General features: G+C 73.3%; 18 protein-coding genes. 7 read left to right on the forward strand and 11 right to left on the reverse strand.

The features are described from left to right. Nucleotides 1–165 precede the first annotated feature (165 nt). The 4 genes from KHP12_RS14080 to KHP12_RS14095 form a co-directional block, all read right to left on the reverse strand. A complete protein-coding gene (locus KHP12_RS14080; RefSeq protein ID WP_037962257.1) occupies nucleotides 166–1,380 on the reverse strand; it encodes an acetyl-CoA C-acetyltransferase in 1,215 nt (404 codons plus the stop codon). Nucleotides 1,381–1,452: 72 nt separating this feature from the next. Next, entirely contained in the window at nucleotides 1,453–2,598 is a 1,146-nt protein-coding gene (locus tag KHP12_RS14085; protein WP_086882983.1) for a CaiB/BaiF CoA transferase family protein, read from the reverse strand. 175 nt (nucleotides 2,599–2,773) lie between these two features. Further along, a complete protein-coding gene (locus KHP12_RS14090; RefSeq protein WP_211833007.1) occupies nucleotides 2,774–4,231 on the reverse strand; it encodes a sialate:H+ symport family MFS transporter in 1,458 nt (485 codons plus the stop codon). Further along, entirely contained in the window at nucleotides 4,228–5,166 is a 939-nt protein-coding gene (locus KHP12_RS14095) for a dihydrodipicolinate synthase family protein (RefSeq protein ID WP_211833008.1), read from the reverse strand. Before KHP12_RS14095 ends, KHP12_RS14090 begins: the two co-directional genes overlap by 4 nt. Nucleotides 5,167–5,329: 163 nt before the next feature. Between KHP12_RS14095 and KHP12_RS14100 the strand changes: the two genes are divergently transcribed. Then, nucleotides 5,330–5,833, forward strand: coding sequence for a DUF1203 domain-containing protein (locus KHP12_RS14100; RefSeq protein WP_244202959.1), 504 nt, complete (start codon nucleotides 5,330–5,332; stop codon nucleotides 5,831–5,833). Nucleotides 5,834–5,951: 118 nt separating this feature from the next. Here the strand turns inward: KHP12_RS14100 and KHP12_RS14105 are convergent, their stop codons facing one another. Further along, nucleotides 5,952–6,674, reverse strand: coding sequence for an endonuclease V (locus KHP12_RS14105; RefSeq protein WP_086882979.1), 723 nt, complete (start codon nucleotides 6,672–6,674; stop codon nucleotides 5,952–5,954). 30 nt (nucleotides 6,675–6,704) lie between these two features. On the opposite strand from KHP12_RS14105, the gene KHP12_RS14110 reads away from it, so the two are divergent. Then, nucleotides 6,705–7,001, forward strand: coding sequence for a YciI family protein (locus KHP12_RS14110; protein ID WP_086882978.1), 297 nt, complete (start codon nucleotides 6,705–6,707; stop codon nucleotides 6,999–7,001). 15 nt (nucleotides 7,002–7,016) lie between these two features. Here KHP12_RS14110 and KHP12_RS14115 read toward each other — a convergent pair whose 3' ends face one another. The 3 genes from KHP12_RS14115 to KHP12_RS14125 form a co-directional block, all read right to left on the reverse strand. After that, nucleotides 7,017–7,214 (reverse strand): DUF397 domain-containing protein, encoded by a 198-nt coding sequence (locus KHP12_RS14115; protein WP_086882977.1) that lies wholly within the window; start codon nucleotides 7,212–7,214, stop codon nucleotides 7,017–7,019. After that, a complete protein-coding gene (locus KHP12_RS14120) occupies nucleotides 7,153–8,043 on the reverse strand; it encodes a helix-turn-helix domain-containing protein (protein WP_107471799.1) in 891 nt (296 codons plus the stop codon). The genes KHP12_RS14115 and KHP12_RS14120 overlap by 62 nt, the downstream gene beginning before the upstream one ends. A 147-nt stretch (nucleotides 8,044–8,190) precedes the next feature. Further along, nucleotides 8,191–9,645, reverse strand: a complete 1,455-nt coding sequence (locus KHP12_RS14125; protein WP_211833009.1) for a hypothetical protein — start codon at nucleotides 9,643–9,645, stop codon at nucleotides 8,191–8,193. 228 nt (nucleotides 9,646–9,873) lie between these two features. Between KHP12_RS14125 and ssgD the strand changes: the two genes are divergently transcribed. Next, nucleotides 9,874–10,287, forward strand: coding sequence for a spore wall synthesis regulator SsgD (ssgD, locus tag KHP12_RS14130; RefSeq protein WP_037962267.1), 414 nt, complete (start codon nucleotides 9,874–9,876; stop codon nucleotides 10,285–10,287). A 120-nt stretch (nucleotides 10,288–10,407) separates the two neighbouring features. Here the strand turns inward: ssgD and KHP12_RS14135 are convergent, their stop codons facing one another. Both KHP12_RS14135 and KHP12_RS14140 read right to left on the reverse strand, forming a co-directional pair. Beyond that, nucleotides 10,408–11,088: a GOLPH3/VPS74 family protein gene (locus tag KHP12_RS14135; protein WP_086882976.1), complete on the reverse strand. Its 681-nt coding sequence runs from the start codon at nucleotides 11,086–11,088 to the stop codon at nucleotides 10,408–10,410. A gap of 544 nt (nucleotides 11,089–11,632) precedes the next feature. Further along, on the reverse strand, nucleotides 11,633–12,340 hold the full coding sequence (locus KHP12_RS14140) for a hypothetical protein (protein ID WP_211833010.1): 708 nt from the start codon (nucleotides 12,338–12,340) through the stop codon (nucleotides 11,633–11,635). A gap of 245 nt (nucleotides 12,341–12,585) precedes the next feature. Between KHP12_RS14140 and KHP12_RS53355 the strand changes: the two genes are divergently transcribed. Further along, on the forward strand, nucleotides 12,586–14,670 hold the full coding sequence (locus tag KHP12_RS53355) for a helix-turn-helix domain-containing protein (RefSeq protein ID WP_372455194.1): 2,085 nt from the start codon (nucleotides 12,586–12,588) through the stop codon (nucleotides 14,668–14,670). A 105-nt stretch (nucleotides 14,671–14,775) separates the two neighbouring features. On the opposite strand, the gene KHP12_RS51010 is transcribed toward KHP12_RS53355, so the two are convergent. Next, nucleotides 14,776–18,651 carry a hypothetical protein gene (locus KHP12_RS51010; protein ID WP_246648534.1) on the reverse strand — a complete coding sequence of 1,292 codons (3,876 nt, stop codon included), beginning with the start codon at nucleotides 18,649–18,651 and terminating at the stop codon, nucleotides 14,776–14,778. Between the two features lie 397 nt (nucleotides 18,652–19,048). Between KHP12_RS51010 and KHP12_RS14155 the strand changes: the two genes are divergently transcribed. Genes KHP12_RS14155 through KHP12_RS14165 form a run of 3 tightly spaced genes read left to right on the forward strand, consistent with a single transcriptional unit; the run spans nucleotide 19,049 to nucleotide 23,617 of the window. Continuing rightward, on the forward strand, nucleotides 19,049–20,518 hold the full coding sequence (locus tag KHP12_RS14155) for an aldehyde dehydrogenase family protein (protein ID WP_210610145.1): 1,470 nt from the start codon (nucleotides 19,049–19,051) through the stop codon (nucleotides 20,516–20,518). Then, nucleotides 20,506–22,062: an APC family permease gene (locus KHP12_RS14160; protein WP_211833011.1), complete on the forward strand. Its 1,557-nt coding sequence runs from the start codon at nucleotides 20,506–20,508 to the stop codon at nucleotides 22,060–22,062. Before KHP12_RS14155 ends, KHP12_RS14160 begins: the two co-directional genes overlap by 13 nt. Before the next feature lie 10 nt (nucleotides 22,063–22,072). Further along, entirely contained in the window at nucleotides 22,073–23,617 is a 1,545-nt protein-coding gene (locus KHP12_RS14165) for a GMC family oxidoreductase (protein WP_086880736.1), read from the forward strand. Nucleotides 23,618–23,682 lie beyond the last annotated feature (65 nt).

Consider the following 23,682-nt stretch of genomic DNA (forward strand, 5'->3'; position numbering starts at 1 on the left):
ACGCGGTGTCCGGCGGCTCTACGCGGTGTCCGGCGGACCATGCGGCGGAGCCGTGTGGCAGGGCTCCGCCCCTGGACCCGGGGTCCGGGGCAGAGCCCCAGTCGAGGGAAGGGGCGGGGAGGGGAAAGCAACCCGCCACAGGCGTCAGGATCCGTCGGACACCCCCTAGAGCCGCTCGACCACCGTCGCGATGCCCATCCCGCCTCCCACGCACAGCGTCACCAGCCCGAACCGCCCGCCGCGCCGCTCCAGCTCGTCGATCACCGTGCCGAGGATCATCGCGCCGGTGGCGCCCAGCGGATGGCCCATGGCGATCGCGCCGCCGTTGACGTTGACCTTGTCCAGGCTCAGCCCCATGTCGTCCACGAAGCGCAGCACCACCGCCGCGAACGCCTCGTTGATCTCGACCAGATCGATGTCGTCGATGGTCAGCCCGGCCTTGCCGAGCGCCTTACGGGTGGCGGGAGCCGGGCCGGTGAGCATGATGGTGGGGTCGGCGCCGGAGACGGCGGCGGAGACGATCCGGGCGCGCGGCGTCAGCCCGAAGCGCTCACCGACCTCACGGCTGCCGATGGCCACCAGGGCGGCACCGTCCACCATCCCCGAGGAGTTGCCCGCGTGGTGGACATGGTCGATCGCCTCGACCCAGTGGTACCTCTGTAGCGCCACCGCGTCGAAGCCGCCCGCCTCGCCGATGGCGGCGAACGACGGCTTCAGCCCCGCCAGGGTTTCGGGGGTGGTGCCGGGGCGGATGTGCTCGTCCCTGTCGAGGACGGTCAGCCCGCTGCGGTCGCGGACCGGGACCACCGAGCGGTCGAAGTGCCCCTCCTTCCAGGCGCGGGCGGCCCGCTCCTGGGAGAGCGCGGCGTAGCTGTCCACGTCATGGCGGCTGTAGCCGCCGATGGTGGCGATGAGGTCGGCCCCGATGCCCTGCGGTACGAAGCCGGTCTCGTAGTTGGTCATCGGGTCCGCGAACCAGGCTCCGCCGTCGGAGCCCATCTTCACGCGCGACATCGACTCGACCCCGCCCGCGAGCACGAGGTCCTCCCAGCCGGAACGGACTTTGGCCGCCGCCAGGTTGACCGCCTCCAGGCCCGAGGCACAGAAGCGGTTCTCCTGGACGCCCGCGACGGTGTCCGGGAGCCCGGCCGCGATGGCCGCGATCTTGGCGATGTCGGAGCCTTGGTCGCCGAGCGGGCTGACGACGCCGAGGACCACGTCGTCGATCGCCGCCGGATCGAGCTCGGGGAACCGCCGCCGCAGCTCGTGGATGAGGCCCACCACCAGATCGACGGGCTTGGTGCCGTGCAGGGCACCGTCGGCCTTCCCGCGCCCGCGCGGGGTGCGGATGGCGTCGTACACATACGCTTCGGTGCTCACGTCAGCGGCCTTTCGGGGAAGGGTTGGGGCGGTGACGGCTCAGTGGTCCGGCGGGAAGCGCGGACATGGGGCTCACGACGGGTTTCCCTCGATGAGTGAGGTGACTCCCCAGTCGCGGGCCACCTCGTCGGTGTCCGCCCCGGGCCGGGCGGGCGCGCGGCGCACCGCGCCCGGAGTGGCGGAGAAGCGCGGGGCGGGCGCGGGCTGGGTGATCCCGCCGTGGTCGACGAAGGTGGAGCGGGCGGCGAGCTGCGGATGGGCCGGGGCCTCCCGCAGCGACAGCACGGGGGCGACGCAGGCGTCCGAGGCGCCGAAGACGGCGGTCCACTCCTCGCGGGTGCGCTCCTTGAAGCGGTCGGCGATGGCGGCGCGCAGCGCGGCCCAGCTGTCGAAGTCATCGCGGGCCGGGGCCCGGTCGGCGATCCCCAGCAGCTCGATGAACTCCGCGTAGAACTTGCGCTCCAGCGGCCCGACCGCCATATAGCCGCCATCGGCGGTCTCATAGGTGCCGTAGAAGGGGCAACCGCCGTCGAGGAGGTTGCTGCCGCGCTGGTCCCGCCAGCCGCCGGCGGCCATCATGCCGTGGATGACGGCGGTCAGATGGGCGGTGCCGTCGACGATCGCGGCGTCCACGACCTGGCCGGGGCCGCCCGCGCGGGCGTGGTGCAGGGCGGCGAGGAGGCCGATGACGAGGTAGAGCGAGCCTCCCGCGTAGTCCCCCAGGAGGTTGACGGGGGCGACGGGCGGGCCGTCGGCGGCGCCGATCATGCTCAGGGCGCCGGTGACGGCGATATAGCCGATGTCATGGCCGGCGGTCCGAGCGAGCGGGCCCTCCTGGCCCCAGCCGGTCATCCGGCCGTAGACCAGCTTGGGGTTGCGGGCCAGGCAGTCGTCCGGGCCGAGGCCCAGCTTCTCGGCGACCCCCGGGCGGTAGCCCTCGACGAGGATGTCGGCGCGCTCGACGAGGTCGAGCACGACGGCCGTGCCCCCGTCGGACTTCAGGTCGATCAGCACCGAGCGCTTGTTGCGGTTGGCGAGATCGTAGTCCGGGTCGATCCGCAGACCCCCGGCGCCTCCGGGGCGGTCGACGCGCACGACGTCGGCTCCGAGGTCGGCGAGGACCATGGCGGCGAACGGACCCGGCCCGATCCCGGCCAGCTCCACCACCCGCACCCCGGCCAGCGGGCCGCTCGCCGCCCCTTCCTCCGCGACCGTCATTCCGTCCCCCCATCGTGTGACACCACCGCTGTAACACCGCCGATGCTAAGAACGCGTCCCGCATTCCACAAGCCCTCTCCTGGGTCTGTGGACAACCAAGCCCCGTGACCGGAAAGGGGGTTCGGCCGTGCGGGCGCGCGGCGGGCCGGGTGTGGCGCCGACCGGGCCTTTCGGATCAGGTCTTCTTCAGGTCGGGCCCCGCCATCGACAGCGGCTGTCCGTTTACCAGATGGTCCTCGTCGCCCTCCGGATCGGTCAGCCGGCCCAGCCGGCGCGGCACATCGGCGCCGACCAGCACGATCACCACCAGCGTCAGCCCGAAGGTGAGCACTGCCAGCGCCCGTCCGAGGGACATGCCCTCGGCCAGATGGGCGCCGAGCACCGGCGCCACCGCGCCGCCGAGCGCCCCGGTGTTGTAGACGAAGCCGAGCGAGGCCGCCCGGCTCCCGGTCGGGAAGTGGCCCGCGATGTACTTCGGCAGGATGCCCGAGATCCCCTGGCTCAGCGCGAGCAGGAAGAACAGCAGCACACCCAGCCCGACCAGCGAGTCCTGCACCGCGAACACCGGGAAGACGAAGGCCAGCGAGGCGAGCAGGGTCACGGCGTAGGCGCGCCGGGTGCCGAGCCAGTCACCCACGAAGCCCGCCAGCCAGCAGCCGGCCATGGTCCCGAACCCGGCGTAGAACATCACATCGGTGACCTCGGAAGGGGAGTACTCGAGCTGCTCCTTCAGATAGGTGGGCAGCAGCGCCTGGATCGGCCAGCTGTAGAGGAACGCGCAGAAGACCGTGCACATCAGGGACACGTACAGCGGCCAGCGGCGCCGTCCGCCGAGCTGGGCCGCGAAGGCGAACAGGCACCCCGCCGCCAGGACCGACAGCGGCCAGCGCCAGCCCGCCCCCGCCGGGGTGAAGACCAGGAACAGCGCGACGTTCGCGGCCACGGTCAGCGCCGTGTTGACGCTCGCGCGGATGCGTCCGGCGAACAGCGGCCGGAAGGGGTTCGGCCGCCTCCGCGCCGCCGCCACCTCCTCGTGCCAGTCCCCGGCCTCCGGGAGCGCGCGCCGCACCCACAGGGCGACCACCACCGGCAGCACACCGATCCAGAACATCCAGCGCCAGCCCCAGTGCGGCACCACCCACTTGTAGAGCTCGGAGGCGATGATGGTGCCGCCCGAGTAGCCCGAGATGAGGAAGCCGGAGGCGCGGTTGCGCAGCCGCGCGGGCCAGCTCTCCAGGACGTAGGTGGCGCTTGCGCTGTACTCACCAGCCATGCCCATGCCAATCACTAGGCGGGCCGTGAACAGGCTGATGTAGTTCCAGGCGAACCCGCAGGCGAAGGTGGCGAGCGAGTAGAGCAGAATGCTGACGATCATGGCGGCCTTGCGCCCGTAGCGGTCGCCCAGCGCGCCCAGCACCGCGCCGCCGAGCCAGCGGGTGATGAAGGCGCCCGAGACCAGGCTCGCCGCCGACGCCGTGCTCAGGTCGAACTCGTCGGCTATCTCGGTCAGGACGAGCGTGATCAGCACAAAGTCGAAACCGTCGAGCAGATAGCCGATCCAGGCGGCGAACAGGGACTTCCACTGACCGGGTGAGACCTCGCGGTACCAGGGCACCCTGGCGGCTTCGGTCACGACAACAGCCCTCCCTCCTCCAGGAGTTGACGCACGATCTTGACGGCGGCCTCGCCCAGCGGCACCTGGGGCGCGGCGGTGTCCGCGCAGTCGATCACGCCCAGCAGCCGCAGCGCTGCCTTGAAGCCGCCCAGGCCCGAGGAACTGCCGCCCATGTGGGTGGGATCCCCGGCGTCGGTGATGGCGAAGAGCGCGGCCAGCCGGTCCTGTTCGGCGGCCGCCTGCTCCCAGCGCCCCGCGCGCGCGTGCTCGTACAGCCGGACGAACCCGGCCGGATCGACGTTGGCCAGCCCCGGGACGACGCCATGGACGCCCGCCAGCAGGGCGCCGTCCACCGCCAGTTCGGAGCCGGTGAGCACGGTGAAGGTGTCGGCGAGACCGCGCCGGCGAACCTCGACCAGCAGCCGCCGCAGCGCCCCGTCGTCCCCGCTGCTGTCCTTGACCCCGGCCAGCGTGGCGTCGGCGGCCAGCGGCAGCAGGATCGAAGTCGTCAGCTTGGAGTGGACGGAGGCCGGGATGTCATACGCGAACAGCGGCCTGTCCACGCCGTCGCGCAGCCGCCGGAAGTGGTCGGCGATCTCCAGGGGGTGGGTGCGGGTGTAGAAGGGCGCGGTGGCCACGATGCCGTCCGCGCCCAGCTCCGCCGCCGTACGGGCATGATCGAGCACCCGCGCGGTCGTCATGTCGATCGCCCCCGCGAGCACGGGAACCCGGCCGCCCGCGGCCTCGATGACCGCCGTAAGGGCCGTACGGCGGCTGCGGTCGCTCAGATAGGCAGCCTCTCCGCTGGAGCCGAGCGCGAACAACGCGCTCACCCCCGCGTCGATCAGCCGCTCGGCGAGCGCGGCGAGGGAACGCGTGTCGACCTCGCCCGTGGGCGTGAGCGGGGTGCACAGGGGCGGAACGACACCGGTAAGGGGAGCCGGAAGACTCATCGACACCCAGCCTTCTGGATAGCGGGACAATACGGACGTGGGACGTCCTATGTTCGGGCCCGAATCTGACGGAGCGCCATCGCCCTGTCAAGTACATTCCCGCCGCAGCGCCTCGTCCGAATCCCGCCAGCGCGCCGCGACCCCACCGGCCAGGCTTGACCGCATGGACGAAAACTATGAAATGCGGGCCATCGCGCCCGAGGTGCTGAAGCAGCTGCGGATCACCGATGACGCGGGCAACGTGCCGCGGCCGGTGGTGGAGGACGAGGAGGGCGGCAGCCCGATGCGCTGCTGCCTGGGCCGGAGCCGGCCGCACGAGACCATCGCGCTCGTCTCCTACGCCCCGCTGCGCCGCTGGGCGCGGGAGACGGGGGCCAGGCCCGGCCCCTACGACGAGGTCGGCCCGGTCTTCATCCACCTCGACGAGTGCGACGGCTGGACCGGCCCCGGCGTCGCGGACGGCATCCGGGGCCGGCGGCGGGTGCTGCGGGCGTACACGGCCGAGGGCAACATCCTCGGCGGGCGGCTGCTGAACGACTTGCCGAACGACGGCCAACCGACGATCGAGGAGGGGCTGGCCGAGCTGTACGGGGACCCGCGGGTGGCGGCGGTGCATGTGCGGGCCGTCGAGTTCGGCTGCTTCCTGGCCGAGACGCGGCGGGTCTGAGGCATCCGGCACCCCGGGGGCAGGCGACGCCGGGGGGTACAGGGGTTCGCCCGGCGCCGCGCTCGGAGTACCGCGTGCACAGCCGCCACGTCCGGACGTCGGGCTCACCACACCGCGTTCAGAGCGTGGCGGCTTTCAGGGCCCGGCGGCACAGCGCGTCCGCGCGCCGTGTCGTCTCGGGCTGCCGGAAGCCGCGGGCCAGGTGCAGGGTGTAAGCGCAGGCGTCCGCGATGGTGACCCGATGGCCGACGGAGACGAAGAGCGGCTTCACCGCGTCGCGGGTGCGCAGCGCCCGGCCGACCTCCTCGTCCCTGTCGAGCAGGGGCGACCAGTCGCCACGGCGCGGCCCCGGGTCGGCGTGGCGGAAGCCGAAGGGGTTCTTTGCGACGCCGATGGTGGGCAGCCCGGTGAGCACCCCGAGATGGCTGGCCAGCCCGAACCGCCGGGGGTGGGCGAGGCCGTAGCCGTCGCACACCACCAGGTCGGGGCGGCGGCCGAGCCGCCGGTCGAGGTCGCCGAGCGCGTCGAGGACGGCCGGGATCTCACGGAACGCCAGCAGCCCGGGGACGTACGGGAAGGAGACGCGGCCCACCGCGGTCGCCTCCGCGACGACGTCGAGGCTATGGGCGTCCAGGGCGACGGCGGCCGCCGCGACCAGGTCGTGCTCGTCGTCGTACGCCACGTCCGCCCCGACGACCGCGCCGGTGCCGGTGCCCGGCTCGGGCACCTCGCCGCCGACGACCACGGACGCCCGCGTCCGCTCCTGGACGGCGATGGCCTCGGCCTCGGTCGTGGGCCAGTCGCGGGGCAGTTCATATCGTGGATCGACGGCGCTGGTCATCGTGCGGTTCACGTTACTAGCCTGCCCGTCATGTTCGTACTGGAGATCACGTACACCGCCTCGGCGGACCGCGTCGAGGCCGCCCTCCCCGAACACCTCGTCTGGGTGGACGATCACTTCGCGAACGGCGCCTTCCTCGCCTCCGGGCCCAAGAACCCCCGCGACGGCGGGGTCATCCTGGCGCTCGGCGACGACCGGGCGAAGATCGAGGAGATGCTGGCGAGCGACCCCTTCGTGGTCGCGGGCGTCGGCGAGTACACCATCACCGAGTTCCTTGCCACGCGTACGGCCCCGGCCCTCGCCGATTACCGCCAGCAGCGACCGTAAGGAGCCCGTTTCGGCTTACGCCTTGAGGGAGGCTATGAACACGCCCCACGATTCGGTGGGGAACAGGAGGGCGGGACCGTCGGGGTCCTTGGAGTCGCGGACGGGGACGAGGCCCGGGAGGTTGTCGGCGACCTCGACGCATTCGCCGCCGTCACCATTGCTGTAACTGCTCTTGCACCACGCGGCAGTGCTCAGGTCCGGGTTGATCGGCATGGGTCCAGTCCTTCATGACGGCTCGGATCATCGCCTCCGAGTCGCGAGGCGAGAGGGCCATGGCCCTGAGCAGATCGTAGTTCTCCCGGCGCACTGCGACTCCCTCTCGGTCCTCGATGATGGTCCCGGACCGACTGCCTTCCTCGTAGGCCACTTGCGGTCCCTCGGGCACCGTGTAGAGCGTCAGCGCGCCACCCAGCATCTCTGGGTGCTCACCCACCGCGAAGGGAAGCACCTGGATGGTCACGTGTGACTCTGTCCCACGCCAAATCAAAGACGCCAACTGATTGCGCATTACCTCTGATCCACCAACGGGGCGGCGTAGTACTGCCTCGTCGAGGATGAACCAGCAGCGTGGTGGCTTGGGTCGACCCAGCAACGCCTGCCGGTCGACACGGGCCTTGACCATCGCCTCGATCTCCGCGTACGGCGCATGCGGATGGACACCGCGCATCAATGACTCCGCGTACTTCGGTGTCTGGAGCAGTCCGGAAGCACTTCCGCTGATGTACTGCTCGATGACGACCGCCCGGCTTTCGATCTCCACCACCCGCCGGTATTTACCGGGAAACGGCTCGTTCTTGGCGAGCGCGTGCAGCCTCGCGAATAACCCATCCGTGCCGAAGCACGCGTCCAGCTTCGCCGGTAGGTCGTCGTACGGCAGCGACTCCGCCGCCTCGATCCGCGCGAGGTGGGACTTGCTGTAGTTCAGCACCTCGGACAGCCGCCGCAGCGACATGTCCGCCTTCTCGCGGTGGCGGCGGATCTCCGCGCCGAACAGGTCGCGTGCGGAGCGGTCGGGGAAGAGTTCGCGCGGCTGGAACGTCATCGGTCCATCCCTCCTGGTCCCGCTGTCCGGCTGGGACCGCCGGCTTGTTTTGAGCTTACGCTCCGGAGGGCAACGCACCTGATACGTTCCGTAATTGACTCTGGGCAAATTGAACCCCGGGGACCGCGCACGGCCCCCGGGGCAAGGTCAGCGCACGCAGAGCCGGACCACGAGCGAGACGCAGTCCCGGGAGTCGCCGGACCCGGAGCCGGAGTCGGAGCCGGGGTCGGTCGGCTTGGCCGTGGGCCGCTGCGTCGGCTCGTCCGTGGGCTGCCGCGTCGGCTGCCCGCTCGGGGTGCCCTCCGGGTCCGACGTGCCGCCGTCCGTCGGCTTCTCGGTCGGCCGGTGCGATGGACCGCTCGACTCGGTCGGCGAAGACGGTCGCGACGAGGGCGATTCGGAGGAACCGGACGTCGGCGCCTTGCGCGAGGGGGACACGGCGCTGGACGGCACATCCGTCGGGGAGTGCCCGGTGGGCACGCTCGCGGTGGTCGGCCGGTTCCGGGACGCCTCCCCCGGAACGCCCGCCCGCGAGCCCTCCGAGTGCCGCGAGGCCCCGGACGCGGTGGACGACCCGGAAGAAGCGGAAGAAGCGGAAGAGCTGGAAGGGTCAGCGGAGTCGGATGTGTCCGATATGGACGGCTCCGAGGCCGCCGCCGGCTGCTGCGCTGCCGCCGAGCCGCCGTCCGTCAGCGCCAGCCCCGTCATGACCGCCGCCCCCGCGACCAACAGCACACCGCCCGCGGCCGCCGCGACCGCCACCGGCCCCGCCTGGCGCACCTGCCCGCGGACGAGGTGGTGCATGGAACGGCGGGAGGAGACCAGCGGCCCGTTCGAGGGCGCCGCGTGCGCACCGCCGCCGGTCGCCAGGGCACCCGCTCCGGCGGCCCCCACCGCACCGGCGGCGGCCAGCGGCGCCAGGAAGCGCGCCATGTCCCGGTCGTACAGCGCGAGCAGCGCCGGGCCGGTCAGCGCGGACAGCCGGTCGTCGGCCGCGACCAGCTGCTCCATCCGGCCCCGGCAGTCCTGGCAGCCGTCGATGTGCACGGCGATCTGTTCGGCCTGATGCGGGGAGTCCGTGCCCCGCACATGGTCGGGCAGCCCCTCCCAGTGCCCACCGCACGCGGCACTCGCCGGATAGCCGGGCTGGGCGCGCAGGAACTCCTGGCGCACGCTCTCCCGGACGCGCTCCACCAGGGCCGCCGCGCCATCCGGGCTCGCCCCGGCCCGCCACGCCACCTCCTCCGGCGGGAGCCCGTCCACCTCGGCGAGCCACAGCACCTTGACCCAGCGCTGCGGCAGCTCGCCGAGGACCTGGACGAGCGGTTCGAGATACGACGCCTGCTGCGAAGGACCCCCGTTCCTCACCCCGGCCGACAGCGCCCTTACGGCGCCCGTCAGCTCGGCCGGGACGGCATCGGCACCGAGGGGATGCCCGGCGCGGATCCGACGCCACACGCTGTAGTGCGCCTCGGCCACCAGGTCTCCCGCAACCCAGGGGTTGCCGGTGAGAGTTCGGGCATATCCGCACAGACGCGAATATTCGGCTTCGTAGATTCGGCTGTAGGCGGCCGTGTCGAGCGCCGCGTGACCTTCGGTCATGGTGGAACAACCCCTGGGGTGGGTGCCTCGTCATGGCCGACGTTTCTGTAACAGCTCCGCACGGCGTCCGAGACCTTGCATGGATTGGCAAGCCTAAATGCCCTATGTCCCCTCGAAAAATCAGTCGTGACGCACGTCACGTCGAAAGTGGGTGCACTGGCCTGATCGCTCAAACGTCTTAACGGTCGTAAGGGCGACGCGCCCCGCACCTATCGCAAGGGAGCCGACGTGACCACTGTCATCGACCAAGCCGTCCAGGCACAGCTGATCGCGTCGACGCCCGAGTCACGCGCGATTCCGGCGTGCCTGCACTACGAGCGGGACGACCCGTTCGCCGTCCACATCTCCTTCCCGCCCTCCGCGTCCCTGGACGGCTCCGCGGTGGAGTGGACGTTCGGGCGCGAGCTGCTCGCGGCCGGGCTGCGTGGCCCCGCGGGCAGCGGGGATGTGCAGATGTGGCCGAGCGGACCGCAGGGGACGGTCCTGGAGTTCCATGCCCCCGAGGGCATGGCCATGGTCCAGTTCGACACCGCCGACCTCCGCAGATTCCTCGGCCGGTCGTACGCGGTCGTCCCCGAGGGCAGCGAGGCCGGGGAGCTCGACCTGGACGAGGGGCTGGCATCCCTGCTGAGAGACGCCTGAGGTCCGTACGGAAGCCCGGGCCGGGCCGGAACGGAGGCTCGGGCCCGTACGGGCGCCTGGCCCGTACCGACGTCCTGGCCCGTACGGGCGCCCGAGCCCGCCCCACCGGTGAGGGAGGGGTCAGGTGGCGGTCACGGCCGTGGTCGACGCCAGCATGGTCGTGACGACGGCGGCGGCGAGCGCCGTCCGCACCTGCGCGATGACCTTCTCCAGCACCGGGCCCATGCCCCCGCAGCGCTCCCCCAGCTCCAGGATCCGGCGCTTGCGGACCTTGGCGTCCGTGGCCGTCACCACGGACCTCAGCTCACCCGCCGCCGCCAGGGTGACCAACGCCGCGTCCCGTTCGGACACTTCGGCCGCCGGCTGCTCACCGTGCAGCACGCGCACCGCGTCGTCCCGCATCCCGGCCACCTGGTCGGGCCGTTCCAGCAGGTACTCCTTGGCGGGGAACAGCCCCAGCATCCGCTTTCCCTTCGCCCGCACATATCCGGCCGTCACCATCTGGTCGCGGACCGCGTGCTCGGTCAGCCGCGGCTGATGGCCCACCCAGATCTGCCAGCTGCGCGGCCGGGATTCGCCGATCAGCTCCAGCAGCCCGTCGAGCGCTTGGTCGCCGGTGGTGGCGTCAGGCACGGGGCAAGGGCTGCCGTCGGCGTCGGTGAGCATGCCCCGCTGAACGAGTTCGGTGAGGGCGGCGGCGCGGACGAGGAGGGCGGTGTGAGCACCGGCGGGTTGGCCGGTCTCGGGGTCGTAGGAGAGCAGGTAGAGCGAGGCGGCTAGGGAGAGCGATCCGTTCGGCACGGGAAACCTCCGACGGTCGGGCGTCCGGTGGGGCGGCGTACTTCGACCATATCGGCCACGCACCCTCATGATCGACCCTCCGCCACGGGGTCTCCGCGGCTCCTGGGAACACGTCACCTGACCGAGGCCCGGTTGCCCTGAACACGTCACCTCCCCGGGTCTTGGCAACCCCCGGGTGACATGGCCACTCCCCGAACACCGTGGCCCCCGGGACGGCGGCCCCGGAACACGTGGAGGTAGCGACACGCGGAACTGGCGACACACGGAGGTGGCGGCGACGCGTACCCCCGTGTGTACGCGTGGCCGCCACCGGTCCCCGCCCCCGTCGCCCCCTCGGGCCGTGTCCCCCACGTCCCCCGTCGGCCCGCTCGGGGCCTCTCCCCCGTCCCCCGTCGGGCCCGAGCCAGTCACCCCCGTGGACTCACTCGGGCCCGCGTCCCCCGTCAGGGCACGTCCCCCGTCCCCCGCCGCCCCCTCGGGCCGCCCCCGTCAGCCCGATCGGCCCGCGTCCCCCGTCCCCCGTAAGACCCCCGTCAGGCCCCGCTCACGGGTGGTACAGCTTGACCACGGCAGTCGTGGCGGTGCGCTTGAAGTCGGCCAGCGGCGCCTGGTCGTAGCCGCCCATCTCGCCCCACGTCACGACGGTGACGGTCCGGCCGTCGCGGCCCACGCCGAAGAGATGGATGCCGGGCTCCGAGTCCGGATACGAGGTGTGGACGCCGTAGACATGGGCGCCGTCCTCGGCCGTCAGGGCGCCGTAGTCCCGCCATGAGGCGGTGCCCTCCGGGTACTGGCGCTCCCAGTCGGCGGCGCAGTTCCGGATCTTCTTCTCGGCCGCGGCGGCGAGCTTGCGGGCCGCGTCCACCGTGCCGGTCCTGACGACGATCTGGGTGGCGCCGGTGTCGTACTCGGTCCAGAAGGTGCGGTGGGTCGCCCCGGCCGACGGGAAGGTCTTCTCCACGCAGAACGGAGGGGTCTCGGGCAGGCCCTTGGTGACATCACTCGCGTACCAGTCGGAGCTCGGATGCGGCGGGAGCTCCCTGGGCACGAGGTGGCCGGGGGTGCGCAGGGGCACGGCCACCCGCACCTCCCCCCGGGCCTGGGCCTGGGCCTGGGCCTGGGCCTGGGCCTGGGCCTGGGCCGACGGTGCATGGGCCAGGGCCGGCCCGGTCCCGGCCACGGCCACGATCCCGACGGCCGCTGCCACGACGCCGAGCGCGGCGCCGCGGAATGAGTGCGTGGGCTTGCGCATGAGGTGTTTCCCCGTCTCTTCCCGATCTCAGGGTTTCAGCATGTCGCCGTCGCACCGGGAGGTCGCGGCGGCAGGACAAGCGTGTGCGCCACCTGGCCGTGGCGGCTACGACCGGCGGGGCATTCGGGACGCTGGAACGCCTGCACGTACGCTGACTTGGGGGTATGACAACACCCTGGAACGCGCTCGTGGGACGCCCACGGGACGATGCGCGGCGCCGGGGACGATATTGGGGGGTGGAGGGCGTGGGGAACGCCAAAGAGGTAGAGGACTTCGCCGAGAGACTGCGGGCACTGAAGGAGCGCTCGGGCCGCAGTTACGGCTCGCTGGCCACACGACTGCACGTCAGCACGTCCACGCTGCACCGCTACTGCAACGGCGACGCGGTCCCGGCGGACTACGCCCCCGTCGAGCGCTTCGCCCGGCTGTGCGGCGCCGCCCCGGAGGAGCTGGTCGCGCTCCACCGCCGCTGGATCCTCGCGGACGCCGCGAAGCGCCGCGCGCGGGAGCGTGCGATGTCGGCTCCGCGCGGGGGCGAGGACGCGTCCGGCGGCCGCGCCGCGGATGGCACCGCGCGGAGGATGGACGCCCGGTCCGGCGGCGGTGAGCCTCGGCAGTCGGCCGGCGTACGAGGCGCCGACGCCGCCTCGGACGCGTCCGGGACCACCGCGACGCCCGGCCCGGGCCCGATGACGGGCCCGCACCCGGATGCGGCCACGGCCACCGGCCCGGCCGGAGACAGCAGCGGCGGGCCGGAGGCCGGGGCGCGCTCGCGCGACGCTCAGCCGGGCGCCGCAGCCGATGAGCGACACGACACCGCCGACCCGGCCGACGCGTCGAGGGCCACTCCGCCGTCCGACGCCCACCCGGCCGCGCGCCGCGCGTCCGCCGCGGCCGACCCCGCGTCGGGCCGCCCCGGAGACGACAACGGCCCGGACCGGTCGGCACAGGCCCATGGCACCGCGCACCGCGGCGCGGCCGCATACCCGTACGGCGACCCGCACCAGCGCGCCGACGCCACCGACCGGGCCGACGGCACCGACCGCGCCGACGGCACCTTGACCGACGGCACCCGCACCCAACCGCCCGGCGCGACCACGGACGAGGCCGAACCCACGGCCACCGGCCAAGCCCAACCACCCCGCCCATGGCCCCCGGCCACCGACCGCGCCGACGGCACCGACCGCGCCGACGACCCCCAGCCCCGACCGCCCGGCGCGCCCACGGGCGAGACCGGGCCCGCACCCACGGCCGAGACCGAACCCGCGGCCGCCGACAAGACCGGACCCACGCCCACGGACGAGACCGGCCCCCCGCCCGCCAAGCGAGCCCGTTTGCGGGCCGTGGCGGCAGGCACCACCGACACCGCCACCACCTCACGCGCACGCCGGCCATGGGCGCTGCTCGCCGGGGCCGCCGCCGTTGTCGTGCTCGCCGTCACCGCGGTCGAGGTGCGGCCGCCCGGGGAGGACAGCCGTAAGGACGCCGCGGCCGTGCCTCCCTCCGCCGCGCCCACCTCCACCTCACCCGCCGGGCCGACCGCCCGGGGCCATCTGGACCGTCAGAAGACGGACGGCGACAAGGAGTCCGGCTCGCCGCGCGGCGGCGATGAGGGGAAGGGCGAACGCGGTAAGGAGCGGAGGGCCAAGGAGGGCGCCTCCGGCTCCCCCGCGCCCGGCGCGTCCAAGGGGACGGACCACGGCGGGTCCACCCAGGTCCCGCTCACCCTCGCCACCCGCTCCCATGTCTGGGAGAACGGCTGCGGCCACCGCTATCTCATCGACCGGCCCCCGGCCCAGGTCGCCCCGCCGCCCACCGAGCAGGACGCCCCGACCTGGGCCGCCGCCCATGACGCGGTGCACGGCGGGACCACCAATGTGGAGGTCACGGTGCAGGGCCGGGCCTCGTCGGCCGTCGTCCTTCAGGCCCTGCACGTACGGGTGGTGGGCCGCCGCACCCCGCTCGCGTGGTCGTCGTTCGCCATGGACAACGGCTGCGGGGGATCCCTCACCCCGCGCGCCTTCTCGGTGAATCTGGACGCCGCCCGTCCGCTGGCCCGGCCCACGGACGGCAATGACGCGGGCAAGCCGATCCCCGCCGTCCACTTCCCCTACCGCGTCTCGGCATCCGACCCCGAGGTGTTATTGGTCAACGCCCGGACGGCGGGCTGCGACTGTAGCTGGTACCTGGAGCTGGACTGGTCGAGCGGGGACCGCTCGGGGACAGTGCGGATCGACGACCACGGCTCGCCGTTCCGCACCAGCAGCATCAAGGGGCGCCCCGCCTACGCCTACGACTACGCCGACGGCACCTGGCACAAGAGCGACTGACCCCAGGGTCCCCGAAGCCCCCAGGGCCCCGAAGCCCCCAAGGGGCCCCGAAGCCCCAGGGGTCCACAGGATCCCGGGGCCCCGGGCCCCGGCCTCACCGCCACCTCACTCCACCGTCGTCGTAAGCCGCAGCGCCGCGTCCCGCACATCCGCGTGCGGATGGCCGCGCAGCGTGCGCAGCCGCTCCCGCCAGTGCTCCGCCCAATCCGTACGGGCCCCGGCCACCTCGGTGAGGGTAGCGGCGAACAGCCCGGAGGCGTGGCCGCCGTCCTCGTCGAGCTCCCGCGCGGCGCGCAGCAGGGCCGCGTCGGAGCCCGGCCGCGCGGCGGTGTTCAGCCGTCGCCGCAGGGCGTCGGCGGTACGGACGGCGAGCGCGGGGCGGGTGGTGTGCAGCCGGGCGAGGCGGGCGAGGGCGGCGGCCAGCGGGCCGGGGCGGGAGTCCAGGTCGATGGCGTTCACCAGCACATGGGCCGCCTCCTGGACGAACGTCTCGTACCCGGCGAGGAGTTCACCGGCGGCCCGCGCGGTGCGCCGGGTCACCCGCGGCCGCATCCGGGCCAGGGTGGCGAGCCGGTCGGCCAGGTGCCGGATGCGGCGGTGCGCGGGGCGGTCCCGGTCCGGTTCGGCGTCGGGGCCGCCGGGCCGGGCGTCGGCGGTGGCGAGCGCGGCGAGCGCCCAGGCCAGCGGGTTGTCACCGGGCGAACCGTCGGGCGCCGCGGCCATCAGGTCCAGCAGGGCGTCGGCGGCGGGCCGCCAGCTCGCCCGGTTGCCCAGGTCGGTGACGGCCGTCACCAGCACGGCCGCCGCGTCCGGCGCCCATGGCGACCAGCGGGCCAGCGCGCCGTATCCGGCCGCGGCCACCTCGGGGTCGTCGGTGTCGTAGACGGCGCGTATGAGCTGGGCGTAGCGGCCGCGGTGGGCCTCGGCGAGGTCCAGCGGGCGGGTGCGCAGCACGGCGTGGCGCAGCTCGCGCCGGCCGCTCGCGGCGGCGGTCAGCAGCTCCCAGGCGCGTTTGGTGTCGAGCAGCCCGGTGCCGAAGGCGACACAGGCGGCCTGCACATCGGGGTGCTGGCCGGGCAGTTCGAAGGCGTCGGCGAGCAGCGCGGCGGCGTCGGCCACCGGGAGCAGGGTGGCGGCGAGCCGGACGGCCTCCTTACGGCTGGTGACCTTCGCCGGGACGGGCGGTACGGCGGTGGCGACCCCGTCCGGTGCGAGCACCCCGCGCACCAGCCGCCCCAGCCGTGACGGCTCGACGTACCGGGACGCCCTCGTGGCCGCGTACATCGCGACCCGGGCCCGGTCGCCGCCCGCGTGGGCGAACAGGACGGGCAGGGCCTCGCCGGGGCGGTCGGTGCGGGCGAGGGCGGCGAGCGCGGTCTCGGCCAGGACCACATCGTCGGTGTCCGTCCAGGTCCGGACGGTGGCCGCGCCGTGGCCGGGGATCGGCGCGGCGTCGGCGACGGCGGCCGCCCGCTGCCCCGGCCGCAGGGAGGTGTCGGCGGCGGCCCGGTCCAGGACGCGGGCGGCGGCGGCCTGCTGACGGGGCAGCCAGCGGCCGGTGTCCCGCCCGGTGGGCGGGGTCCAGTGGGTGCCGGGGGTCAGAAAGCGCCCGTACGGCGGGGTGTCGCCGAGGACGAGGTCGAGCAGATCGGTGCGACGGCGGGTCAGCACGGCCAGGACGGGCGGCAGCACGGCCGCCGAGGGCTCGTGCGCGAGCAGTTCGGCCACGCGGGCGTCCCGCTCGGCCGGTGGTTCCAGCCACAGCCCGATGGCGGTGCGGGCCGTCGCGTCGCTGCCGAACGAGATGGCCTGCCACAGGAGTTCCTGGAGCTCGGGGAGGGTGTGGGCGCGCCGTCCGAGGGAGCGGGCGAGGGCGAAGGTCAGCTCGTGGTCGACCCGTTCGGCGCCCGCTTCCAGCCAGGGCCGCAACGCCTCGAACACCGCCTGCTCCTGGCCGCGCCGCAGCTGGTGGTCGAGGCGGCCCAGGTCGGCAGCGCCGACGCTGCCCGCGAGCCGGGTGAGGGTGCGCAGCGCCCAGCCCAGCAGCTGCCGCCGCCCGGTGACGGCGTGTTCGCGCAGCAGCGCCACGGCCAGGTGGCGCAGCGCCTGGCGGGTGGCGGAGGACGAGTCGCGGGCGGAGATCGCGTCGGCGGCGATCCGGTCCAGCTGCTCGGCGGCGTCGTCGGTGAACAGCGCGGGGTGGGTGTGGGCGAGCGCGCCGAGCACCGCGGAGCGCACCGGGTCCTGCTCGTTGCGCAACCGCTCCAGCTGCCGCAGCAGCTCGGTGAGGGCGTCCGGGTCGCCGGAGCGTGCGACGCACCGGATCAGCAGCGGATGGGCCAGGGCGCGGTCCTCGGCCGAGGAGCGGCGCACGGCGGCCGCCAGCTCCTCGCGCGCCTCCTCGACCGGCAGATGGGCCACCGACTCCAGCACGGTGGTCCAGGGCGCGCCGCGTTCGCGCGCCTGGACGGCCATCCGGCGGGCCTCGGCCTGGCGGCGGGGGCGCGGCAGGACCTCGAGCACGGCAGGCTCGATCACGGTGTGGTCGGCGTGGGCGGCATGGGCGGCATGGGCGGCGTCGCGTCCGCCGGTGGACTGGTCGTACGTGGCTTGGCCGTCGGCGGCCTGGCCGTACGTGGCCTGATCGCCGCTGAACTGGCCGTACATGGCCTGGCCGTCGGCGGCCTGGCCGCCGGTGGCCCGGTCGCCAGTGGCCCGGTCGCCAATGGCCTGGCCGCCAATGGCCTGGCCGCCAATGGCCTGGCCGTACATAGCCTGATCGCCGGTGGCCCGATCGCCAGTGGCCTGGCCGTACATGGCCTGATCGCCGCTGGACTGGTCGTACGTGGCCCGGTCGTAGAGCGCGGAGCGGCGGGCGGGCGGCAGCGCGGCCAGCAGCCGGGCGAGGGCTTCGGGGTCCGCGTCGTGCCGCAGTGCACGGCCGAGCTCGGCGAGCTCCGGCGGGTCGGCGCGGACCATCCGGCGCAGCACGGCCCGGTCCAGCCGCCGCCGGGTGCCGCTGTGCTCGGGGGCGAGCAGCAGCCGCAGCGTACCGCTCGGATCGGCGGTCACCAGCGCGGACAGCCGGGCCCGTACGGGGGTCGGCAGCGGGCCCTGGCCGTAGTCCTCCAGCAGCTCCAGCACCCGCTCGGGCTCGACGGGCGCGGCGAGCGCGACGCAGGGCGCGTAGCGGGTCCACCAGTCGGCGCGCAGCGGCGCGGGCAGCGCGGCGAGCTGGCGCGCCGCCTCGTCCAGGACGGCCACCGGGTGCCGGGAGACGAGGGGCCGCCAGCCACGGACGGCGTGGAACAGCCCGGGCAGCAGCCGCGCCACGGTCTCGGCGCCGCATCCGGGGAGCAGCCGGGCGGCCTCGCCGTCGCCCCAGCGCTCCCGGAACGGCTCGATCAGCCGGTCCGCGAGCGCGGTGCGCCGCCCGGCCACGACGGTGCGGGCCAGTTCGCGCCGTACGGTGGCGGGCGCGTCCTCGAAGGCCGCCTCGAGCGCGGCGTCCGGGACCGCTCCGGGGCCGCCGCGGCGGGCGGTGTCGAGGGCGCGGTGCCGCACCACGGGGTCCGGGTCGGCGAGCCGCGCCGCGAGGTGGCCGGTGCGCCCGCCGGCGGCCGCGGCCACGGCCGCCAGCCGCCGCTCGTAGGTCCCGCGCCGCTCCAACTCCTCGATCAGCGCCCCCAGCCGCCCCTCGGCACTCGCCGCCCGCGCCCGCCCGGCCAGCTCCCGCATCCGGCGCGGAAAGGGCAGCGGATCGAGGGCGGCGAGCAATTCGTCGGCGAGGGCGCGCCGGGAATCGGGAGCGCCGAGGGCTTGGGAGCCGCCGTCAGCTCCGGGAGCGCCGAGGGCTTGGGAGCCGCCGTCAGCTCCGGGAGCGCCGAGGGCTTGGGAGCCGCCGTCGGCTCCGGGAGCGCCGTGGGCTTCGGGAGCGCGGGGAGGCTCGGGGCCGCGGTGGGCTTCGGACGCGTTGACCATGCCAGGGATTGTGCCGCCCACACGTCCGGTCACACCTACCGCCGGCAGATGGTTTCCCGGAGCACCCGTAGCCCGGCCCGTCGCGCGAGGCCGCGCCCGCCCGCGCGCCACACTCCGGGCCGCGAACCGCACGGCCCCGGTGACCCACCGCCCGCCGAGCCGCACCCCGGCGACGACCCCAGGCGCCCCTGGCGCGCACCCGGCCGATCTCGCCGGGGCCGTCGGGGCCCTCGGGCCCCGCTCACACCCCACCGCTCCCGCGCCCGCGGCCCCCGCCCCCGCCCTCCGTACGCCGTGCGCGAGGGACCGGTGCCGCTTACGCTCGGTATGTGGGCCGGACGGGTGCGTCGATGGATCCACTCGGGACCGGCCCTGTCGTCCGAGCCCGGAGGAACCCATGCCGGAGCTGTTCATCGGCGGCCACTGGACGACCGCCCTCGACGGACACAGCCGCGAGATCCGCTGCCCGGCGGACGGCTCGCTGGTCGCCGTGGTCGACGAGGCGGGGCCGAAGGACGCCGCCGCGGCGGTGGCGGCCGCCCGGGACGCGTTCGACCGCGGATCGTGGCCCGGCACCCCGGCCGGTGACCGGGGCGGGCTGCTGCTGCGGGTGGCCGAACTGCTGGAGCGCGAGAAGCCGACGCTCGCCCGCGCCGAGTCCCTGGACACCGGGAAGCGGCTGGTCGAGAGCGAGTACGACCTCGACGACATCGCGAACTGCTTCCGCTACTTCGGCACCCTCGCCGCCTCCGGGAGCGGTGGCCGCGTGGTGGAGGTGGGCAGCCCGGAGATCGACAGCAGGGTGGTGCACGAACCGGTCGGGGTGTGTGTGCTGATCACGCCGTGGAACTACCCGCTGCTCCAGACGGCCTGGAAGGTGGCGCCCGCGCTGGCGGCCGGGAACACCTTCGTCCTCAAGCCCAGCGAGCTGACCCCGCACACCGCGATCCATCTGATGCGGCTGCTGACCGAGGCCGGGCTGCCGGGCGGCGCCGCCAATCTGATCCTCGGCTCGGGGGCCACCGCGGGCGCGCCGCTGGTCACGGACGAACGCGTGGACATGGTGTCCTTCACCGGCGGGGTGGTCACCGGACGCTGGATCATGTCGGCCGTCGCGCCCACGGTGAAGAAGCTCGCCCTGGAGCTGGGCGGCAAGAACCCCAACATCGTCTTCACCGACTGCGATTTCGACACCGCGGTGGACTACGCGCTCACGGCGGTGTTCCTGCACTCCGGGCAGGTGTGCTCGGCCGGTGCCCGGCTGCTGGTGCAGGAGCAGCTGCATGACGCGTTCGTCGACGAGATCGTCCATCGGGCCCGGAGCATCCGGCTGGGCGGGCCGTTCGACGAGAACGCCCGCACCGGGCCGCTGATCTCCGCCCAGCACCGCCAGAAGATCGCCGACTATGTGGCGGCGGGGGTCGACGAGGGCGCGGTGCTGCGCTGCGGCGGGACCCCGCCCGACGACCCGGACCTGGCGAAGGGCTTCTACTACCTGCCGACCGTGCTGGACGACTGCACCCCGGACATGTCGGTGGTGCAGGACGAGTCGTTCGGCCCGGTGCTCACCGTGGAGCGGTTCCGGGACGAGGACGAGGCGGTGGCGCTCGCCAACGACACGGTGTACGGCCTGGCGGGCGGGGTGTGGACGCAGGACACCGAGAAGGCGCACCGGGTGGCGTCCCGGCTGCGGGCCGGGACCGTATGGATCAACGACTTCCATCCGTATGTCCCGCAGGCCGAGTGGGGCGGGATGAAGCAGTCCGGTTTCGGCCGGGAGCTGGGCCCGTCCGGGTTGCACGAGTACCAGGAGCTCAAGCACATCTGGCGCAACACCGCGCCCCGTCCGCAGCGATGGTTCGAGTGACGGCGACCGAACCGGACGGACCGCCGCCGGAGCCACGGCCGGACGGTGCGCACGACGACGACTCGCTCACCGAGCTCGGCTACCGTCCGGAACTCAAGCGCACCCTGGGCAACTTCCACACCTTCGCCGCCGGGATCAGCTACATCTCCATCCTGACCGGCACCTTCCAGCTGTTCTACTTCGGCGTGGCGCACGGCGGCCCGGCGTACTGGTGGTCGTGGCCGATGGTGTTCACCGGACAGCTGATGGTGGCGCTGTGCTTCGCCGAGCTGGCCGGCCGCTATCCGGTGGCCGGTTCGGTCTACAACTGGTCCAAGCTGCTGGGCGGTCCGCATGTGGGCTGGCTGGGCGGCTGGATGATGATGACGGCCTCGATGGTGTCGCTGGCGGCCGTGGCGCTCGCGTACCAGGTGACGCTGCCGCAGATCTCCTCGTTGTTCCAGTTCATCGGCGACGGCTCCACCGGGACCGAGCGCGCGGCCAACGCGGTGCTGCTCGGCAGTGTGCTGATCCTGTTCACCATGATGGTCAACGGCTTCGGGGTGAAGCTGATGGCCCGTATCAACTCCGCGGGCGTGGCCATCGAGCTGATCGCCACGGTGGTGCTGATCCTGCTGCTGGCCGCGAACATCGCCCGCGGCCCGTCCGTGGTGCTGGACACCTTCGGCCGTGGCCAGGGGCAACCGCTGGGCTACCTCGGCGCGTTCCTCACCGCCTCGCTCGCCTCGGCGTATGTGATGTACGGCTTCGACACGGCGTCCTCGCTGGGCGAGGAGTCCGTGGACCCGGGCCGTAACGCGCCGCGCGCCATCCTGCGGGCGCTGGTGGCGTCGTTCGCCCTCGGCGGGCTCATCCTGCTCTTCGCCCTCATGGCGGTGCCGAATCCGCGCGACAAACGGCTGGCAGTGGACGGCCTGCAGTTCGTGGTGCTCTCCACGCTCGGCCACGGCGTGGGCCTGATGGTGCTGTGGTGCGTGGTCGTCGCGATCACCGTATGCGCGCTGGCCGTGCACACCGCCGCCATCCGGCTGATGTTCGCCATGGCCCGGGACAACAACCTGCCCGGCGGCTCCCGGCTGGCCCGGGTCCATCCGCGGTTCCAGACCCCGCTGCTGCCGGCGGTGCTGATCGGGCTGGTGGCCATCGCGATCCTGGTCCTCAACATCAACCAGCCGCAGATCTTCTCCGTGGTCACCAGCATCGCGATCATCATGATCTACTTCGCCTATCTGATGGTCACCCTGCCCATGCTGGTACGGCGGCTGAGGGGCCAATGGCGCCCGGCCGAGGGCCGCTTCTCGCTGGAGCGGCTGGGGCTGCCGGTCAATGTCCTGGCCGTGCTGTGGGGCACCGCGATGACCGTCAACCTCGCCTGGCCCCGGGCCCAGGTCTACAACGCCACCGGACCGCAGCACTGGTATCTGCGCTGGGGGGCGGTCCTGTTCGTCGGCGCGGTCGCACTGGGCGGCTTCACCTACTACTGGTTCGTCCAGCGAACCCGTACGGGTGTGCTCGCCGAACACGCGGCCGCCACCACCCCGTGAGGAGAGGCCCGTGGACCAGTTCGACTACGTGGTGGTCGGCGGCGGTACGGCCGGATCGGTGGTCGCGGCGCGGCTGTCCGAGGACCCCTCGGTGAGCGTCTGCCTGCTGGAGGCGGGCCCGTCCGACGTCGGGGACGACAACATCCTGCGGCTGAACCGCTGGATGTGGCTGCTGGAGTCCGGCTACGACTGGGATTACCCGGTCGAACCGCAGGAGAAGGGCAACAGCTTTCTGCGCCACGCCCGCGCCAAGGTGCTCGGCGGCTGCTCCTCGCACAACTCCTGCATCGCCTTCTGGGCCCCCGCCGAGGACCTCGACGAATGGGCCGCCATGGGCCTGGACGGCTGGTCGGCCGCCGACTGCTTCCCGCTCTACCAGCGCCTGGAGGACAACGACGCGCCCGGCGACCACCACGGCCGCGGCGGCCCGGTCCGGATCCGCACCGTGCCGCCCGAGGACCCGTGCGGCAGGGCGGTGCTGGCGGCCTGCGAGGAGGTGGGCATCCCGATCACCCCGTTCAACACCGGGACGACGGTGCTGGACGGCGCCAACTGGTTCCAGATCAATGCCCGCGAGGACGGCACCCGCTGCTCCGCCTCGGTCGCCTACCTCCACCCCGTCATGGACTCCCGGCCCCATCTGGAGGTGCGCACCGGACTGCAGGCCAAGCGGCTCGTCCTGGACGAGAACCTGCGCTGTACCGGTGTCGACTACCTCTCCCCGGATCTCATCCGCACCCTGCGGGTGCACGCCCGGCGCGAGGTCATCGTCTCCTGCGGCGCCATCGACACCCCGAAGCTGCTGATGCTCTCCGGTATCGGCCCCGCCGGACATCTGCGGGAGACGGGGGTGGAGGTGCTCGTGGACTCCCCCGGTGTCGGTGGCAACCTCCAGGACCATCCCGAGGGCGTCATCATGTGGAACGCCGAGCAACCCATGATCAAGAGTTCCACCCAGTGGTGGGAGATCGGCATCTTCACCACCACCGAGCCCGATCTGGACCGCCCGGACCTGATGTTCCACTACGGCGCGATGCCCTTCGACCTGAACACCTACCGCCGTGGCTACCCCACCTCCGAGAACGCCTTCTCCCTCACCCCGAACGTCACCCGGGCCCGCTCCCGGGGCACCGTGCGGCTGGCCTCCCGCGACTTCCGTGACAAGGCGCGCGTCGATCCCCGCTACTTCACCGATTCCTACGACATGGACATCATGACCCGCGGGCTGCTACTGGCACGCAAGATCGCCGCCCGTCCCGCGCTGGCCATGTGGGCGGGCACCGAACTCGCCCCCGGGACCGATGTGAACAGCGGCGACGAGCTGGCCGGCTACATCCGCGCGACCCACAACACCGTCTACCACCCGGCGTGCACGGTGCGGATGGGCGCGCCCGACGACCCGGACGCCCCGCTGGATCCGGAACTGAGGGTCAAGGGGGTGACGGGGCTGCGGGTGGCGGACGGCTCGGCGATGCCGTATCTCATCGCCGTCAATCCGTGCATCACGACGATGATGATCGGCGAGAAGTGCGCGGACATGATCAAGCGGGCGTGATCGATCACGCCTGATTGATCAGGCATGATCGAGCGCCGCCGTCCGTGACCCACCGCCGCGCTCCT

It is taken from the genome of Streptomyces asiaticus (genome assembly GCF_018138715.1).
Lineage (GTDB): Bacteria > Actinomycetota > Actinomycetes > Streptomycetales > Streptomycetaceae > Streptomyces > Streptomyces asiaticus.

Excerpts from the sequence above, each read along its gene's own strand:
- KHP12_RS14085 (WP_086882983.1), bottom strand. The coding sequence starts at position 2,598 with ATGACGGTCGCGGAGGAAGGGGCGGCGAGCGGCCCGCTGGCCGGGGTG.
- KHP12_RS14095 (WP_211833008.1), bottom strand. The coding sequence starts at position 5,166 with ATGAGTCTTCCGGCTCCCCTTACCGGTGTCGTTCCGCCCCTGTGCACC.
- KHP12_RS14100 (WP_244202959.1), top strand. The coding sequence starts at position 5,330 with ATGGACGAAAACTATGAAATGCGGGCCATCGCGCCCGAGGTGCTGAAG.
- KHP12_RS14105 (WP_086882979.1), bottom strand. The coding sequence starts at position 6,674 with ATGACCAGCGCCGTCGATCCACGATATGAACTGCCCCGCGACTGGCCC.
- KHP12_RS14110 (WP_086882978.1), top strand. The coding sequence starts at position 6,705 with ATGTTCGTACTGGAGATCACGTACACCGCCTCGGCGGACCGCGTCGAG.
- KHP12_RS14115 (WP_086882977.1), bottom strand. The coding sequence starts at position 7,214 with ATGCCGATCAACCCGGACCTGAGCACTGCCGCGTGGTGCAAGAGCAGT.
- KHP12_RS14120 (WP_107471799.1), bottom strand. The coding sequence starts at position 8,043 with ATGACGTTCCAGCCGCGCGAACTCTTCCCCGACCGCTCCGCACGCGAC.
- KHP12_RS14125 (WP_211833009.1), bottom strand. The coding sequence starts at position 9,645 with ATGACCGAAGGTCACGCGGCGCTCGACACGGCCGCCTACAGCCGAATC.
- KHP12_RS14140 (WP_211833010.1), bottom strand. The coding sequence starts at position 12,340 with ATGCGCAAGCCCACGCACTCATTCCGCGGCGCCGCGCTCGGCGTCGTG.
- KHP12_RS51010 (WP_246648534.1), bottom strand. The coding sequence starts at position 18,651 with ATGGTCAACGCGTCCGAAGCCCACCGCGGCCCCGAGCCTCCCCGCGCT.
- KHP12_RS14155 (WP_210610145.1), top strand. The coding sequence starts at position 19,049 with ATGCCGGAGCTGTTCATCGGCGGCCACTGGACGACCGCCCTCGACGGA.
- KHP12_RS14160 (WP_211833011.1), top strand. The coding sequence starts at position 20,506 with ATGGTTCGAGTGACGGCGACCGAACCGGACGGACCGCCGCCGGAGCCA.